This window comes from Kitasatospora sp. NPDC032757 (genome assembly GCF_055579305.1).
Map to the genome: position 1 here is coordinate 25,417 of NZ_JBVINN010000053.1, position 15,731 is coordinate 41,147.

Sequence of the window (15,731 nt, forward strand, 5' to 3'; positions counted from 1 at the left end):
TTGATCGTGATGTCCGATCAGCTACGCTCGCCGCCGCGCCGCCCGGGGCCGAGCCGCCTCCGGGGGCGTTTCCCGTTCCCCTGCCGGCCCCGTGCCCGCTCCGCGTACCCGTGCCCGTCCCGCCGCCACCCCGGCCGAGCAGAGAGAAGCCCCCCATGAGCAGTCCTCCCGTGGCCCCCGCGCCCCGCTGGCCGCTGATCCTGCTGCGGGCGAGCGCCACCGCGTCGGCCCTCCTGGCCCTCCTGCAGACCGTGCTGGCCGGCGGATTCCTCAACGGCCACTACGAGGCGCTCTCGATGCACGCGGCGGGCGCGACGGCGCTGGCCGTCGTCGTGGTCTGCCAGCTGGTGTCCGGGGCGCTGATCGTGTGGCCCGGCCGCGGCCCGCGCCGGCCGCTCGGCGTCGCGGCGCTGCTGACGGCCGCGGTCATGCTGCAGACCGGCCTCGGCTACAACCGGGCGGTGGGCCTCCACGTGGTGGTCGGGGTGCTGCTGGTCAGCGGCGCCCTGTTCGCCCTGACAGGCGCCTGGCGGCAGCCGCTGCCGGCCCGCCCGGCGGCCCCCGCCGGAGCGGACGGTCCCGAGGACCCCGACGGCGCCGGCCTGCTGCCCCGGCCGGGCGGGCACGTGGAGGTGGCCCCGTGAGGCGCCGCCGGTTCCTGGGCATCGGCGCGGCCGCGGTCGGCGCGGGCACACTGGGGGCGTTCGCCGTCCCGGCCGCCGCCCGCCTGCTGACCGAAGGCCGGCCGGGTCTGCTGCTGAACAGCACGGTGCCGCTGCCGGAGGCGTTCCAGGTGCCGCTGCCGGTGCCGCCGGTCCTGCGGCCGGTGAGCAGCGACGGCGGCACCGACCACTACGAGATCACCCAGAAGGTCGCCCGGCTGGAGATCCTGCCCGGCCTGCGGACCGAGGCGTGGACGTACGGCGGCAGCTACCCCGGCCCGACGCTGGCCGTCCGCTCCGGCCGGCAGACGGTGGTGCGCCACCGCAACGAGCTGCCGGTGCCGTCGGTGGTCCACCTGCACGGCGGGCACACCCCGGCGGAGAGCGACGGCTACCCGACCGACCTGATCCTGCCGGTCGGGTCCACCAGGTCCCCTGCCGCGCCGGACATGGCGGGCATGCCGGGCATGGCCGGGATGGCGGGCATGGCCGGGATGGCGGGCATGCCGGGCATGGAACACCCCGCCGACCTCCCGCTCGGCCGGATCACCGACGGCGACTGCAGCTATACCTATCCCGGCAACCAGCGCGCGGCCACGCTCTGGTACCACGACCACCGGATGGGCTTCACCGGTCCCGGCATCTGGCGCGGCCTGTCCGGCTTCCACCTCGTCCACGACGACGAGGAGGACGCCCTGCCACTGCCGCGCGGCGACCGCGACCTCCCGCTGATGCTCGCCGACCGCGCCTTCGCCGAGGACGGCTCCTTCCGCTACCCGGCCGTCGATCCCGCGCTCGCCGTCCCCGGCGTCACCGACGACTACATGAACGGCGTCCTCGGCGACGTCCTCCTGGTCAACGGCGCCCCCTGGCCCAGGCTGGACGTGGACCGCGCCCGCTACCGGCTGCGCCTGCTCAACTCCTCCAACGCCCGCCTCTACCGCCTGGAGCTCGACCCGCAGCCCTCGGGCGGCGGCGCGCTGGTCCAGATCGGCGGCGACGGCGGCCTGCTGGAGGCCCCGCTCGCACACGACGCCGTCGAGATCGCCCCGGCCGAGCGCTTCGACCTCGTGGTCGACTTCTCCCGCTACCCGCCGGGCACGTCCGTCCGCCTGATGAACCGGTTCGGCAGCGAGCGGACCACCGAGGTGATGCGGTTCGACGTCTCCTCCCGCACCGTCTCGGACGACTCGGCCGTGCCCGAGCGGCTCTCCGACTTCGAGCGGCTCGACCGGGCGGCCGCCGTCACCACCCGTACCTTCGGGTTCCGCCGCAGCCGCAGCGACGGCTGGACCATCAACGGCCAGCCGTACCGGCCGGGCCGCGCCCTCGCCCGGCCCGCCCTCGGCACCACCGAGATCTGGCGCTTCTTCACCGACGTCCACCACCCCGTCCACCTCCACCTGGACCCGTTCCAGGTGCTGTCCCGCAACCGCGCGGACCCGGGCCCGTACGACGCCGGGTGGAAGGACACCGTCGACCTGCGGCCGGCGGAGGCGGTGGAGGTGCTGGTCCGGTTCACGGACTACCCGGGGGCGTACATGCTGCACTGCCACAACCTGGAGCACGAGGACATGGCGATGATGGCGGACTTCGTGGTCGAGTGAGGGCCTTCGGGTCCTTCGGTGGGGCCGACGGGGCTTTCCGGGGCTCGCCGGGGCCGTGGGAGCCTCACCTGTTCGGCCGAGTGCGGGTGGGCGGGCGTGCCGCGCACCCGCCCACGCCTCGACATGCCGGGCCCCGGCAGGTGACCTACCGTCGCGAAGAAGGGAGATGACACCTGCCGAGCGGGATGCCACTCGCGGGCAGAGCCGCCACCCGCCGACCGGGACGCCGACCGGGCCGCCGCCCGCCGACCGGGACGCCGCCCGGCGGAAGATCCGGCCCGCCGACCGAGGAGCCGCGCATGACCACTTCCGCCGAACGCCGCCGGCGTGGCCGGGCCGCCCGTGACCGGGTCTCGCGCTCCGCCCACGGCCGCTGGATCCCGGCCGCCGACCGCCCGGACCCGATCGTCGTGCTGGAGCAGCAGGCCGTCGACCGGGTCCCCGAGCTGCTGCCGATCCGCTACGGCCGGATGGCCGACTCCGCCTTCGCCTTCCTGCGCGGCTCCGCCGCCGTCATGGCGGCCGACCTCGCGGCCGGCCCCGACACCGGCATCACCGTCCAACTCTGCGGCGACGCCCACCTGTTGAACTTCGGGGTGTACGCCTCGCCGGAGCGCGCGCTGCTCTTCGACCTCAACGACTTCGACGAGACCTACCCGGGGCCGTTCGAGTGGGACGTCAAACGTCTCGCCGCCAGCGTCGCCGTCGCGGCCCGGGACAACGGCCACGACGAGGAGCGCGTCCGCCGGGCCGCGCTCGCCGCCGTACAGGGCTACGTCAGCGCGATGCGACGGCTGGCGGCGATGGGTGAGCTCGACGTCTGGTACGCCCGGATCGACTCCGAGGACCTGCTTCCGCTCGTCCGCAAGCCCAAGCACCGCAAGCAGGTCGAGGCCGGACTCGCCCACGCCCGCCGCCGCACCAGCCTGCAGGCCTTCGGGAAGCTCACCGAGGAAACGGAGGACGGCCGGCGCCGGATCATCAGTGAGCCGCCGCTGATCGAGCCGCTGCCGAGGAACGAGCTCCGCCGCGTCGGCAAGATCTTCAGCGACTACCGCGCCACCCTGGCCGAGGACCGCGGCGTCCTGCTCGACCGCTTCCACTTCGTCGACGTGGCCAGCAAGGTGGTCGGCGTCGGCAGCGTCGGCACCCGCTGCTTCATCATCCTGCTGGAGGGCCGTGACACGGAGGACCCGCTCTTCCTCCAGATCAAGGAGGCCGGCCGGTCCGTCCTGGAGGAACACCTGCCGACCACCCGCCCGCACGCCGAGGCGCCGATCGCCCATGGGGGCCAGCGCGTCGTCACCGGTCAGCGCCTGATGCAGGCCGCCAGCGACATCTTCCTCGGCTGGACCACCGGCCCCGCCGGTCGTCACTTCTACGGCCGCCAACTGCGCGACATGAAGGGCTCGGCGGACGTCGCCGACATGACGCCGTCCGCCCTGCGCTCCTACGCCGACCTCTGCGGCCGCGCCCTGGCCCGGGCCCACGCCCGCTCCGGCGACCGCCTGGCCATCGCCGGCTACCTCGGGACCGCCGACACCTTCCCCGAGGCGATCGCCGACTTCGCCGGCCACTACGCCGACCAGACGGAGGTCGACCACGCCGAGCTGCTGGCCGCCATCGCGGACGGCAGGGTCACGGCCCGGCGCGACATCTGACGCGTGATCACGTGGGCCGCGGCTCGGGCGGGAGCTCAGGCAAGCCCGGGCAGGAGCTCGGCGAGCCGCCGGAGCTGCTCGCAATGGGACGGCAGGCCGAGCGCGCCGAGCCGGGCGACGACGTGGCGCGCGCCCGCGTCCCGGTAGCGGGCGAGCGCGGCCGCGACGTCCTCCGGGGTGCCGGTGACCACCGCCTGGATCTTCTCCAACTCCACCAGCGGCATCCCGTAGTTGGCGTGTGCGTAGGCGTCCAGCGCCTCGCGGCCGCTCGCCACGTCCGTGTCCACGCGGACGGAGACGAACAGCGCCGGGGTGATGTCCGCCGCCGGACGCCCGGCATCGGCCGCCGCCTTGTGGACGTCCGCCAGCCCCGAGCGGTAGTCGGCCGGGTCGGGCGGGTAGGGCAGCCAGCCGTCGTACAGCCGCCCGGTGCGGGCGAGTGCGGCCGGCGTCGCGCCGCCGAGCCAGACCGGCGGGCCGCCCGGGCGGAAGGGGGCGGTCGCGGCCGGGATCGCGGCGAAGTCGTGGAACTCGCCGTGGAACGAGCCGGCCCCGCTCCACAGCGCCCGCCAGAGCGCCACCGTCTCGTCCAGCCGGGCGAACCGGCGCGCCCACGGCACCTCCGACAGCTCGTACAGCGGCTGCCCGAACCGCCCGGGGAAGCCCGCCCCGACCGCCACCGCCAGCCGGCCGCCGGAGAGTAGGTCGATCGAGGCGAGCGCCTGCGCGGCCTGGACCGGCCGGCGCAGGAACGGCAGCAGCGCGCCGGTGCCGAGGGTCACCCGCTCGGTCACCGGGGCGAGGGCGGCCAGCATGGTGAGCGTCTCGATGCGCGGGCTGAGCAGGGAGTCGTTGGCGAAGAGCGAGGAGTAGCCCGACTCCTCGGCCTGCCTGGCGAAGGCGATCAGCTCGCGCGGGTCGCCGTCGGTGCCCCACTGGGCCTTGCCGGTCGGGAGAAGTACGCCGATGTCCATGCCGGTGATCGTCCCCGGTGGCCGGTAGTGCCACAATTCCCTTGAAGGAATGGCGAGTACGCCGCGGCTGCGGCTACAACTGGCCTGTGGAATTCTCCCAGACGCTCCGCGAGCGCCGCACCCGCAGCCGTATCAGCCAACTCGACCTCGCCACCCGCGCGGGCACCACCCAGCGGCACCTCAGCTTCATCGAGTCCGGACGCTCGGTGCCCGGCCGGGGCATGGTCGTCCGGCTGGCCGAGTCCCTCGACCTGCCGCTGCGTGAGCGCAACGAGCTGCTGCTGTCGGCCGGTTACGCCCCCGCCTACCCGGAGAGCCGGCTCGACAGCCCCGACCTCGCCCCCGTCCGGACGGCCATCGAGCACATCCTCGCCGGCCATCAGCCCTATCCCGCCCTGGTGGTGGACCGGAGGGGCGATGTCGTCGCCGCCAACGCCGCCGTCGACCTGATCACCGAGGGCGCGGCCCCCGAGCTTGTCGGCCCCGGCACCAACGCCTACCGCCTCGCCCTCCACCCCGAAGGCCTGGCCCCGCGCATCCTCAACTTCGCCGCCTGGGCCCGCCACATCGTGGAGCGGACGGCGCACCTCGGCGAGCTCCACGCCGAACTGGTGTCGTACGTGCCCGAGCTGGAGGACATCGGGGCCGACCACCTGGGCTTCGCGGTGCCGCTGCACCTGCGCACCTCGCGCGGCGACCTCCATCTGATGACGACGGTCACCACCTTCGCGACCGCCGTCGACATCACGCTCGCCGAGCTGAAGCTGGAGGCCTTCCTCCCGGCGGACGAGGCGACGGCGGCCGCGCTGCGGGCCGAGAGCGGCACTCAGGCGCCGGGAAACATGTAGTCGGTGGTGACCCGGTCCTCGTCGTCGAGCAGCAGGACCTCCAGCCCGCTCCCGACCGGCTCGCCGCCGTCGACGGGGACCATCTCCCAGGTGAACCTGAGGCAGTCGCGGAGCCGGACGGCGGTGTCCCGCGCTCGGAAGGTGAACTCCCCGGGGGCGACGAACTCCCGGTAGCTGCGGGAGACCCGGGTCTCGATCGCGTCGTACCCCGCCGCCTCCAGCGCGGTGTCCTCGAAGCCCAGCTCGGCGGCCCGGTCGCGGATCTCCACCGGCGGCTGGAGGACGTGGACGCCGCCCTCCGCCCAGACCAGCTCGATCGCCTTGCGGCGCAGGGCCGGGTCGGGCTCGGTCCAGAGGGCGATGTAGCGGTCGGCGATCTCCTGTGCGGTGAGGGTGGTCATGCTGTGCTCCTCGCGTTGTGTCGGCGGTGTGCCCGGACGACACCCATCCTGCGGGGGGCGGGTGATGGCAACAATTCCCGGCGGGGAATGGCCCGGCGACCGGCGGGGTGGCCACCCCGCCGGTCGGCGGAATGACGCGGTGCTGACACCCGCCGAAGGTCCGGTGCGGCGGAACCGCCTCGCCCCAATTCGGTTGCCAGTGGCCTTGATTGACGAGGTCTTGACGATTCGTTCACAGTTTGCATGTCTTCGACAATCTTATTCCTCGTCAGTAACATGGCGCGTGCGCGGCTGTTCGAGCCGCTGCTGAAGCCACTGGTCCCGGGCGCCCGTGTGCGCGTCCGCCACTTCGAAAGAGCTTCGTTGAAGAGTCCCCTCGGCACGGCGGTCCGCCCTGTCCTCGTTTCGCTGTTGCTTCTCGGTGTCGCTGCGTGCGGCCCGACATCGGGCGCGCAGCAGGCCGCCCCGGCCACCTTTGAGCCCGCCGGCGCCGCCGCCCCGGCCACCGCCTCCTCGCCGGCGAGCCCGTCGGCGGCGCGGGCGTCCGGCGCGCCGCACGCCCGCGCGACCAGCCCGGCCGCCGCCGCGCCGAGCTCCGGCCGCCCGGCGGCCGGCAGCCTGCCGGTGACGGCCGCCCAGCCGGGCGTCCGGCAGGCGGCCATCGGCGCACCCGGGAAGGACGGCGCGGCCGTCGCCCCGGAGGCGAAGAGCCTCCAGCTCACCGCGTACGACCCGGCCGCCGGCACGGCGGTCCTGGCGGCCGCGGGCGGCCCCTCGGCCGGCCCGTCCGCGAGCGCCTCGGCGAGCGCGTCGGCGAGCTCGGCCGCGAGCCCGTCGTCGGCCCCGTCCGCGGCGCCGACGCCGGCCGACGTCGTCAAGCCGGGCCAGCTCCTCGCCAGCCCGCCGACCGACGCCGCGCCGCAGGGGGCGCTGGTCGCGGTCACCGCCGTGAAGTCCGCCGGTGGCGGTTCCGTCACGGTGTCCACCCGGCCGGCCACCCTCTCCGAGCTGCTCGGCAACGCCGAGGCGGACGGCAAGGTCCCCGTCGACCCGGCGGCGATCAAGGTGACGCCGCTGGTCAAGGACCTCAAGGCGACCGTCGCCCGGGAGAACGGCACCACCAAGGCCGACGCCTCCGGCACCCTGGAGGTCGACGTCAAGGCGCCGATCCCGCTGCCCGACGGCCTCAGCGCCGACGCCTCCGCCTCGCTCCAGCTCCACCCGGCCCTGCACTTCGCCTACCACGGCGCCGGCATCGGCAGCCCGCGCACCGCGTCGATCGGCTTCGACCTGGGCGCCCACGCCCAGTGGAAGGTCAGCGGCGACCTCGCCCGCAGCACCGGCTCCGCGCCGATCCGCCTGCCGTTCGCCAAGCTCCAGGCCAGCCCGGTCGTCACGGTGGCCGGCCTGCCGGTCGTGGTCAACCTCGGGCTGACCTGCTACCTGGAGATCGGCGCCGACGGGAAGATCCACGTCGAGGCCGAGCAGGAGATCACCGGCACCTGGGCCGTGCACGCCGACTACACCGGCGGACGCGGCTGGACCTCCTCCACCGACGCGGCCGACACCAAGGTCTCCCCGGTGCACGTCCGCCTCTCCGGCACGGCCGCCGTCCGCGCCGCCCTCGCCGCCGAGGTCAGCGTCGGCCTCTACGACACGGTCGGCGTCGAGGCCACCGTCGCCCCCTACCTGCGGGCCCAGGCGGACGGCTCGCTGGCCGTCGACGTCCCGGGCGGCACACCGCAGCTCCAGGGCAGTTGGGCCCTCCTCGGCGGCGTCGACCTGAACGGTGCGCTGACCGCCCACCTGAAGATCTTCGGCACCCCGATCATCGAGGGCAAGCTCCCGCTGCCGCCGTTCCACCGTGAATGGCCGCTGCTCTCGGGCGCGTTGCCGTCGGCCTCGTCGAAGAGCTGAACCACTGCCCAAAACCGTGAACCCCGGGCCGATCGCGTCGGCCCGGGGTTCGCTGCTGTCGTGGTCTCGACGGACGGTGACGTGGGTGTCCGCCCAGCCGGTGTCGCTGCCGCCCCGGGCGGGTGCCGGGGCGGCCCAGCCGGGCCGGACGTCGGCCGACCCGTGCCCTCGGCGACGGCGGGGCGGGAGATAGCCTGGCCCGGTGATCATCCCGCTGCCGCCGGGCGAGCTTGGCGGGCGTGCGCTGCTGGGCGGGCGGCGTGACGGATGCGGTGGTGCCTCGGGGCTTTCGCCGCTGCGGAGGAGATCGGTCCGGCCGACTTCCCGTGCGCGGGGGCTCAGCTCATCGCCCAGACAAAGGGGTCGTGCGGGACGGGCTGTGCGGGTCGAGCCGGCGGCGGGGCGTGAGGGACGGTTGGGTCCAGCAGGCCGGCGTAGGCGGTGAGGGCCTCCGTCACCTCCGCGGCGGTGACGCGGCGGCCCGGAGGGCCGTCCGGCGCGGTCCTGCGGCGCTGCTCGGCCAGCGCTGCCGTGAGGCTGTTGACCACCTCGCCGTAGCGGCGTGTCAGGACGAGGTCCTGCGACGCGGTGGCCGAGTCGAGGTGACGCCGGCGTTCGGCGAGCTCCAGTTCGTAGGCGTCGGCGACCGGATCGGTGTGTGGAACGACCGTGCGGGCGCCCGCCACGGCGGCCGCCTGGTCGAGCAGGTCGATCGCGGAGCCCGGCAGGGCCTGGCCGGGCAGGTGTTCGCGGGCCAGGGCGGCCGAGGCCTGGAGCGCTTCGTCGGTGATCGCCACATGGTGATGCTGCTCCAGCCGGGGACGGGCGCGCGTGAGGATCTCCTGTACCTCGTCGACGGAGAGCGCGTCGATCTCCAGCGGTTGGAGGAGCCGGTCGAGGCTCGGGTCCGGTTCCCGTCGGCGGAACTCCGACGTCGTGCAGGCCGCGATGACGGAGACGCCGGCGCCGGCGAGCGCGGGCCGGAAGAAGGCCAGGGTCTCTGCTCTGCCGTCGGGGGTGTGCAGGACGGTGAGCGCGTTGTCGAGGAAGAGGATGAGGCCGTCACTGCGCTGGAGCTCTGCGAGCAGACCGGACATCAGCTCGGCGAACCGGCCGTGGTACTGGGGATCGGTGAACAGGGTTCCGGCGTCGAGCGAGTGGACGCGTCGGCCGGTGAAGGCCGCCGGCGCTGTGCCGGCGGCCGCGGCGTGGGCGAGTCCGGCCACGATGCTCGCCTTCCCCACCCCGGGGTCGCCGACCAGCAGCGGGACGTTCCGCTGCCGCCGGGAGAGGATCTGGATGATCCGCTTGATCTCCGTCGTCCGGCCGACGACGGGATCGAGTTCGGAGACGAGTGCCGCCCGACTGAGGTCGCGGGAGAACCGGTCCAGCAGCGGCGTCGCAGCAGGCGGTGGCGGGCCCGGATCGGCCGCGGAGCCCGACAGGGCCAGCACCTGCCGGCGCAGGCGGTTGGGGTCGACGCCCATTTCGGCCAGGACTTGGATGCCGATGCCGTCGCCCTCGCGGAGCAGGCCGAGCAGTATGTGCTCGGTGTCGATGTGGTTGCGGCCCAGCCGCACGGCCTCCCCGGACGACAGTTCCAGGGCCGTCTTCGCCCGGGAGGTGAGGGGGATGTAACCGGCCATGGCCTCCTGGCCCTGGCCCATGAGCTCCACGACCTTCCCGTGGACGGAGCTGTAGGAGAGGCCGAGGCTGTTCAGGGCTTCGGCAGCGGTACCCACACCTTCGTTGAACAAGGCCAGCAGGAGGTGCTCGGTTCCCACGCAGGTGTGCCTGAGCATCCGGGACTCGTGCTGAGCCAGGCCGATGACCCGTCGAGCGTCGTCGGAGACGAGGACGTTGGCTGTGCTCATCCCCTCGCCTCATCGTCGCCGAGAGCCGCCAGATCCGCCCGCGCCCGCCGTGTGTGCGGGTGGTCGGGGCCCAGCACCCGCTCCCGCTCCGCCACCAGCTGCCGCAGCAGCGCCGCCGCCTCGTCGGCCGCCCCGGAGAGTGTGAGGTTGCGGGCGAGCATGTGCCGGGTGCGGAGCGTGTGTGCGTGCTCGACGCCGAGGACGCGGCTGCGGTCGGCGAGCAGGACACGCAGCATGGCGACGGCCTCCTCCCGGTGGCCCGCCTCGCCGAGGTTCACGGCGAGGAACTGCCGGGTGCGCAGAGTGTCCTCGTGCTCGGGGCCCAGTACGCCGTTCTGGTCGACCAGGAGCAGCCGCAGCAGGCGGGCCGCCTCGGCAGGGTCTCCGGCGCCACCGAGACTGTGGGCGTGTGACTGTCGGCCGAGCAGGGTCTCCGCGTGCTCGGGGCCGAGGACGCGGACCGCCTCGTCGAGGAGGGCGCAGAGCGTGTCCGAAGCCCCCTTCCAGTCACCGAGCGTGCCCTGACTCACCGCCGAGACGCGCCGCCTGCGCAGCTCTCGCTCAGCCGCTGCCGCGTACGCGCGGTTGACGCCGAGGGCGGTCAGGCCCGCCGTCCGGGTACCGCGGTTGAGCGGAACCGGCAGGCCCTCGGCGGTCATCGTGGCTGCGAGCCGCCGGTAGAGGTCATCCACGGTGAGGAGTTCGGGGCCGCCCGCCACACCCTCGCGCAGCAGGCGGATCAGCCGTCCGGAGAAGGCAGTGTGGTCCTCCCCGGGCAGCGAGAGGGCGACCTGGTCGCGCTGGGCGGAGGTCAGGACGTACGTCCCCTCGACCTCCAGGCGGTTGAGCCGGTCATCGTCCCCGCCCGCCATCGAGTCGGTGACGACCCGGCCGGAGAAGCAGCAGTCGAGGATGATGATCTTCGCAGCGGCCCTGCTGTCGAGCACCGCACCGCGCAGTTTGTCGTACTCCAGTGAGCTGAACCATGGGGTCTCGAACGCGCTGTCCGGTAAGGCCAGATAGAGGTCGTGGCGGCGTCCGGCGACCAGTCCGTGCCCGGCGTAGTAGACGAGCAGCAGGTCCTCGGCCTCCTGCACGGCGGTGTGCAGCCGTTGGCCGATGCTGCGCAGGTCGCCGTCGTCGAGCAGCACCGTGCAGTGGCCGGCGGGCACCAGCCCGTGGAGGGGGTCGGTGAACAGGTCGGCGAGGTCGTCGATCGTCTGCCGTACGGCGGCGAGGTCCGGGAGTCTCGGGTCGGAGTAGCTTCCGGCGCCGATCAGGACGATCCGGGACCGCTGGGGATCCGGAAGACGCACGTCACTCCTGCTCGGGTGCGCTGCCGTCCAGTACCTGGCGCAGGACGGCCTCCAGGTCCTTGCCGCGGATCCGCTTGGCGTCGAGCTCGACGGTCTCGCCGCCCGGCCGCCGGATCTTCAGCCGGACGTCGCTCCGCTTGGGCTGGGCGAACCAGGTGCGCAGTGAGGCGGCCAGCACCGAGACGGCGCCGCCGGCCCCGGCCGCGACCGTCACGAGGTCCGCCACCGAGCCGAGTTCGCCTGGTGCCGGTGCCGCACCGGTCAGAGTGACGCCCGCCAGCCCCGGTTCCCCCCGAAGCCAGTCCGCGAGCGACTCGGCCTCCGCGGCGGTCTGCTCACCGGTCACCGACATGTGCACGTCCACGGCGCCCCCCAAGTGGCCTGGAAATGAATAAAGTCGATGCCGAAGTCTACTGACCCGGGTGGCCCGCAGGCCCGGAAACGGGCGGGAGATAGCCTGGCCCGGTGATCATCCCGCTGCCGCCGGGCGAGTTCCGGGCCTACCTGTTCGACTGCGACGGCACCGTCGCCGACTCCATGCCGCTCCACTACCGCGCGTGGAAGCAGGCGCTGGACGAGTGGCACTGCGTGTTCCCCGAGGGGCTCTTCTACGCCTGGGGCGGCCGGACCGTCGCCGGCATCATCGCCTCGCTCAACGAGGAGCAGGGGCTGGCGATGCCGGTGGAGGCCGTCGCGCGCCGGAAGGAGGACCTCTACGGCGAGCTGTTGCCGCAACTCACCGCCGTGCCCGGCATTCTGGCGCACGTCGAGTACGCGCACGGCCGGCTGCCGAGCGCCGTGGTGTCCGGCAGCACCCGGGAGTCCGTCACGGCGTCGTTGACCACCCTCGGACTGCTCGACAGGTTCGACCTGCTGGTCTGCGCCGGCGACTACACGAAGGCGAAGCCCGACCCCGAGGCCTTCCTCCTCGCGGCGGAGCGGCTCGGGGTCCCGCCGCAGGACTGCCTCGTCTTCGAGGACACCGACCTGGGGATCGAGGCCGCGACCGCGGCCGGCATGGCGTCCGTGCGCGTCCCCCCGCCCCAGGAGCGCTGAGCGGCGCGGAGGCGGGCGCAGGAGGCCCGGCGGGGCCGGCCTCCTGCGCCGGGGGCGTCGGCGTTCTCCGGTCAGGCCGGGGCGAGCAGGTGGAGGGCGCCCGGGGCGACGGTGACGTCGATCGGCAGCGCCGCCATGAACTCGCCGTCCGCGTAGGCGGTGATGCCCGGCGACTCGATGCGGAGCGAGGCCGTGCGGTGGGTGGTCACCTCCGGGCGGTCGACGTGCGTGCCCTTGAAGAGCGTGGGGAAGAAGCGGGCGATCCTCAGCCGCGGCATGGCGGCGACGAGGGTGAGGTCGAGCAGGCCGTCGGCGGGGTCGGCGGTGGGGCAGATGAGCATGCCGCCGCCGTAGCTGGTGGTGTTGCCGACGGCGGCCAGGGTGAGGTCCTGTTCTATGACCGTGCCGTCGTCGAGGGTGATGCGGAAGGGCAGCGGGCGCAGGTTGGCGAACTCGACCAGGATGGCGAGGTTGTAGCGCATCCGGCCGCGTGGCCAGCGGAGCCGGTTGGTGCGGTCGCTGACGAGGGAGTCGAAGCCGCTGGCGAGGACGGAGCCGAACCAGCGTGACGTGCCGTCGGAGGCCGTGACCCGCCCGAGGTCCACGGCACGGGTGTGGCCGGCGGCGATGACCTCGGCCGCGGCCTCGGGTGCGCCGCGCGGCAGCCCGTACGCGCGGGCGTGGTCGTTGCCGGTGCCCGCCGGGACGACGCCGAGCGGGACGCCGGTGCCGGCTGCCGCCTGGAGGCCGAGGTTGATCATGCCGTCCCCGCCGACCACCACCAGCGCGTCGCAGCTGCCGGAGGAGACGGCGGCGTGGGCCAGCCGGAGGGACTCCTCCGGCGAGGAGCCCGCCCGTTCGTCCACCTCGACGCCGAGTGCGCGCAGGCGGGCGGTGGCGCGGCGGGCCGCGGGCTCGGCGTGGCCGGCGGCCGCCGCGGGGTTGGTGAGGAGGACGACGCGGCGGACGGCGCCTCTCGGACCGCTCATGCGCCCACCTCGCTTCGTCCGGCGCGGGCCCGGGCGCACCCCTCGACCGTTCGCCCGCTCAAGGGATCAGCTTTCCGGGGTTGAGGATGCCTGCCGGGTCGAGCTCGGCCTTGACCGCGCGCAGGATCCGGATGCCCAGCTCGCCGATCTCGTCGGCCATCCAGGGCCGGTGGTCGGCACCGACGGCGTGGTGGTGGCTGATGGTGCCGCCACCCGCGACGATGGCGTCCCCGGCGGCGCGCTTGGCGGCGGCCCACCGGGTGAGCGGGTCCTCGCCGAGGGCGGCGACGACGGTGAAGTAGAGCGAGGCGCCGGTCGGGTAGACGTGCGAGATGTGGCAGAGGACGAGCGCGCCGGGGAGGGCCCCGGTCAGGGCGGAGGTGACGGCGAAGCGCAGGTCGGCGAGCCGGCGCCAGTCCGTCGCCGTCTCCAGCGTCTCGCAGAGCGCGCCCGCGGCGAGCAGTGAGTCCCGCAGGTACGGGGCGCTGAACCGGCCGTGCTCCCAGGCCCGGGCGGGCGCCTCGCCGAGGGAGGTGCCGCCGGCGGCCAGCAGGACGGCCCGGGTGAGCTGGTGGCGGGTGGCGACCTGTTCGGCGGTGCCCTCGAAGACGGTGACCGCCAGGCAGCCGCTGACGGCCGGCTCGCCGCCGATCTTCTCCGTCATGGCCAGGTTGACCATGGTCTCGGCCTCGTCGGAGAGCCGGATGACGGTCGGGCCGGTCTCCTGCTGCTCGACGGCGCGCAGGGCGGCCGCGCCGGCGGCGAAGTCCGGGAAGGACCAGGCCTCGTAGGCCTTCACGGCGGGCACCGCGTGCACCCGCACCCGGACGGCGGTGATCACGCCCAGCGTGCCCTCCGAGCCGAGGAAGAGCTCGCGCAGGTCGGGGCCGGCGGCGGAGGCGGGGGCGCGGCCGAGGTCCAGGACGCCCGCCGGGGTGACGACGCGCAGGCCGCGCACCATCTCGTCGAAGCGCCCGTACCCGGCGGAGTCCTGGCCGGAGGAGCGGGTGGCGGCGAACCCGCCGATGGTGGCGAAGCGGAAGCTCTGCGGGTAGTGGCCGAGCTCGAAGCCGCGCTCGGCGAGCAGAGCCTCCGCCGCCGGGCCGGTCAGGCCCGCGCCGAGGACGGCCTCGCCGGAGGTCTCGTCCAGGTCGAGGAGCCGGTCGAAACGGCGCAGGTCGAGCGAGACGACGGCGGTGAGCCCGCCGCGCTCCGGGTCGAGCCCGCCGACCACGCTGGTGCCGCCGCCGAAGGGGACGACGGCGATCCGGCGCTCGGCGCAGAGCGCGAGCAGCGCGGTGATCTCGTCCTCGCTGCCGGGCAGCACGACGGCGTCGGGCGCGTCCTGCGGCTCGCGGCTGCGGCGGCGCAGGAGGTCGGGGGTGGACTTGCCGCCGGACCGGGGGAGGCGGTCGGCGTCGGCGGCACTCACGTGGGCCTCGCCGACCACGGCGGCGAGCGCCTTCAGGTCGTCCTCGGCCAGCCGCGAGGGGTGCAGCACGACCTCGTCGGCGGCCGGGCCGGGGGCGGCGTCGCCGGTGACGCCGAGGGCGGCGGCGAGCAGGGCCTTGATGTCGGCGGACAGCTCCTTGGCGAGGGCCGGGTCGCCCCAGGCGTCCCACTTCATCGGGGGGAGCGGCAACGCGGCGCCGGCCGGTCCCGCTTGCTTCTCAGGTGCCATGCGTTACAGTTTCACACATCATGTCAAGTAGTAACGCGAGCTCAGGCGGTTCCCACGGCACAGGCACCCCGGGTGGCCCTGGCGTTCCGGGCACCCCCGGCACCCTCGGCGGCGCCGGCACCCCCGGCACTCCCGGCGGCGCCCCGGCGCCCCGCTCCACCGACGACGCGATCCTCGACGCCGCCGCCGAGCTGATCGTCCACCTCGGCGTGCGCCGGACCCAGTTGGCCGAGATCGCCCGCCGCGCCGGGGTCAGCCGGCCGACCGTCTACCGGCGCTGGCCGGACGTCCGGGCGGTCATCGGGGCGCTGCTCACCCGCGAGATCCGGGCCACCCAGGAGACGGTGGCGCTCGCCGGCGAGGACCGCGAGGCTCTGGTGGACGGGGTGGTCGAGGTCGCCGTCCGGCTGCGCGACCACCCGGTGCTCGGCGCGCTGCTGCGTTCGGCCGACTCCGACACGCTCTTCGAGTACGTCGTGGAACGGCTCGGCACCAGCCAGCGCGGCCTGATCGAGGCGCTGCGCGCCGGCATCGAACAGGGGCAGGCCCACGGCTCGATCCGGGCCGGCGAGCCGGTCGAACTGGCCGCTATGGTGCTGCTGATCGCCCAGTCCACCGTGCAGTCGCACCGCATGGTCGCCGCGCTGCTGTCCGAGGAGGCCTGGCGGCGCGAACTGGCCCGGGCCCTGAACGGATACCTCGCGCCGTGAGCCGTCACGAGCGCGCCATGACCGGCCGTGCTGCC

At 74.4% G+C, this 15,731-nt stretch carries 14 protein-coding genes; 7 read left to right on the forward strand and 7 right to left on the reverse strand.

The annotated features are described in order from the left end of the window. Positions 1-155: 155 nt before the first annotated feature. The 3 genes from ACZ5WK_RS36170 to ACZ5WK_RS36180 all read left to right on the forward strand — a co-directional run bounded on the left by ACZ5WK_RS36170 (position 156) and on the right by ACZ5WK_RS36180 (position 3,930). Positions 156-644, forward strand: a complete 489-nt coding sequence (locus ACZ5WK_RS36170; protein ID WP_465554119.1) for a hypothetical protein — start codon at positions 156-158, stop codon at positions 642-644. Next, positions 641-2,269, forward strand: coding sequence for a multicopper oxidase family protein (locus tag ACZ5WK_RS36175; RefSeq protein ID WP_465554121.1), 1,629 nt, complete (start codon positions 641-643; stop codon positions 2,267-2,269). Before ACZ5WK_RS36170 ends, ACZ5WK_RS36175 begins: the two co-directional genes overlap by 4 nt. 299 nt (positions 2,270-2,568) lie before the next feature. Then, positions 2,569-3,930 (forward strand): DUF2252 domain-containing protein, encoded by a 1,362-nt coding sequence (locus ACZ5WK_RS36180; RefSeq protein ID WP_465554123.1) that lies wholly within the window; start codon positions 2,569-2,571, stop codon positions 3,928-3,930. Positions 3,931-3,965: 35 nt separating this feature from the next. Here ACZ5WK_RS36180 and ACZ5WK_RS36185 read toward each other — a convergent pair whose 3' ends face one another. Further along, complete coding sequence (locus ACZ5WK_RS36185) at positions 3,966-4,904, reverse strand: LLM class flavin-dependent oxidoreductase (protein ID WP_465554124.1); 939 nt, start codon at positions 4,902-4,904, stop codon at positions 3,966-3,968. A gap of 86 nt (positions 4,905-4,990) precedes the next feature. Here ACZ5WK_RS36185 and ACZ5WK_RS36190 point away from each other — a divergent pair, with 86 nt between their 5' ends. Next, entirely contained in the window at positions 4,991-5,752 is a 762-nt protein-coding gene (locus ACZ5WK_RS36190; RefSeq protein WP_465554126.1) for a helix-turn-helix domain-containing protein, read from the forward strand. On the opposite strand, the gene ACZ5WK_RS36195 is transcribed toward ACZ5WK_RS36190, so the two are convergent. Further along, positions 5,731-6,153, reverse strand: coding sequence for a hypothetical protein (locus ACZ5WK_RS36195; RefSeq protein ID WP_465554128.1), 423 nt, complete (start codon positions 6,151-6,153; stop codon positions 5,731-5,733). The two genes, ACZ5WK_RS36190 and ACZ5WK_RS36195, sit on opposite strands and share 22 nt — an antisense overlap. A 363-nt stretch (positions 6,154-6,516) precedes the next feature. On the opposite strand from ACZ5WK_RS36195, the gene ACZ5WK_RS36200 reads away from it, so the two are divergent. After that, a complete protein-coding gene (locus tag ACZ5WK_RS36200; RefSeq protein WP_465554130.1) occupies positions 6,517-8,070 on the forward strand; it encodes a hypothetical protein in 1,554 nt (517 codons plus the stop codon). A 338-nt stretch (positions 8,071-8,408) separates the two neighbouring features. Here ACZ5WK_RS36200 and ACZ5WK_RS36205 read toward each other — a convergent pair whose 3' ends face one another. From ACZ5WK_RS36205 to ACZ5WK_RS36215, 3 genes are read right to left on the reverse strand one after another with little or no spacing between them, the layout of a single operon-like run. Next, entirely contained in the window at positions 8,409-9,944 is a 1,536-nt protein-coding gene (locus ACZ5WK_RS36205) for a Clp protease N-terminal domain-containing protein (protein ID WP_465554132.1), read from the reverse strand. After that, positions 9,941-11,260 carry a caspase family protein gene (locus tag ACZ5WK_RS36210; RefSeq protein ID WP_465554134.1) on the reverse strand — a complete coding sequence of 440 codons (1,320 nt, stop codon included), beginning with the start codon at positions 11,258-11,260 and terminating at the stop codon, positions 9,941-9,943. The genes ACZ5WK_RS36205 and ACZ5WK_RS36210 overlap by 4 nt, the downstream gene beginning before the upstream one ends. Before the next feature lies 1 nt (position 11,261). Then, positions 11,262-11,612: an effector-associated constant component EACC1 gene (locus ACZ5WK_RS36215; RefSeq protein ID WP_465554136.1), complete on the reverse strand. Its 351-nt coding sequence runs from the start codon at positions 11,610-11,612 to the stop codon at positions 11,262-11,264. 113 nt (positions 11,613-11,725) lie between these two features. Here ACZ5WK_RS36215 and ACZ5WK_RS36220 point away from each other — a divergent pair, with 113 nt between their 5' ends. Then, on the forward strand, positions 11,726-12,316 hold the full coding sequence (locus ACZ5WK_RS36220) for an HAD family hydrolase (RefSeq protein ID WP_465554138.1): 591 nt from the start codon (positions 11,726-11,728) through the stop codon (positions 12,314-12,316). Positions 12,317-12,387: 71 nt separating this feature from the next. Here the strand turns inward: ACZ5WK_RS36220 and ACZ5WK_RS36225 are convergent, their stop codons facing one another. Both ACZ5WK_RS36225 and ACZ5WK_RS36230 read right to left on the reverse strand, forming a co-directional pair. Then, positions 12,388-13,305, reverse strand: coding sequence for a diacylglycerol kinase (locus ACZ5WK_RS36225; RefSeq protein WP_465554141.1), 918 nt, complete (start codon positions 13,303-13,305; stop codon positions 12,388-12,390). Positions 13,306-13,363: 58 nt separating this feature from the next. Then, the gene (locus tag ACZ5WK_RS36230; protein WP_465554143.1) at positions 13,364-14,986 is read right to left on the reverse strand and encodes an FAD-binding oxidoreductase; all 1,623 of its coding nucleotides are present in this window, start codon (positions 14,984-14,986) and stop codon (positions 13,364-13,366) included. Between the two features lie 20 nt (positions 14,987-15,006). On the opposite strand from ACZ5WK_RS36230, the gene ACZ5WK_RS36235 reads away from it, so the two are divergent. Continuing rightward, positions 15,007-15,696 carry a TetR/AcrR family transcriptional regulator gene (locus tag ACZ5WK_RS36235; RefSeq protein WP_465554145.1) on the forward strand — a complete coding sequence of 230 codons (690 nt, stop codon included), beginning with the start codon at positions 15,007-15,009 and terminating at the stop codon, positions 15,694-15,696. Positions 15,697-15,731: the final 35 nt, after the last annotated feature.

Coding starts and splice junctions, on each gene's coding strand:
- ACZ5WK_RS36170 (WP_465554119.1), top strand. CDS start 156: ATGAGCAGTCCTCCCGTGGCCCCCGCGCCCCGCTGGCCGCTGATCCTG.
- ACZ5WK_RS36180 (WP_465554123.1), top strand. CDS start 2,569: ATGACCACTTCCGCCGAACGCCGCCGGCGTGGCCGGGCCGCCCGTGAC.
- ACZ5WK_RS36185 (WP_465554124.1), bottom strand. CDS start 4,904: ATGGACATCGGCGTACTTCTCCCGACCGGCAAGGCCCAGTGGGGCACC.
- ACZ5WK_RS36195 (WP_465554128.1), bottom strand. CDS start 6,153: ATGACCACCCTCACCGCACAGGAGATCGCCGACCGCTACATCGCCCTC.
- ACZ5WK_RS36205 (WP_465554132.1), bottom strand. CDS start 9,944: ATGAGCACAGCCAACGTCCTCGTCTCCGACGACGCTCGACGGGTCATC.
- ACZ5WK_RS36215 (WP_465554136.1), bottom strand. CDS start 11,612: ATGTCGGTGACCGGTGAGCAGACCGCCGCGGAGGCCGAGTCGCTCGCG.
- ACZ5WK_RS36225 (WP_465554141.1), bottom strand. CDS start 13,305: ATGAGCGGTCCGAGAGGCGCCGTCCGCCGCGTCGTCCTCCTCACCAAC.
- ACZ5WK_RS36230 (WP_465554143.1), bottom strand. CDS start 14,986: ATGGCACCTGAGAAGCAAGCGGGACCGGCCGGCGCCGCGTTGCCGCTC.
- ACZ5WK_RS36235 (WP_465554145.1), top strand. CDS start 15,007: ATGTCAAGTAGTAACGCGAGCTCAGGCGGTTCCCACGGCACAGGCACC.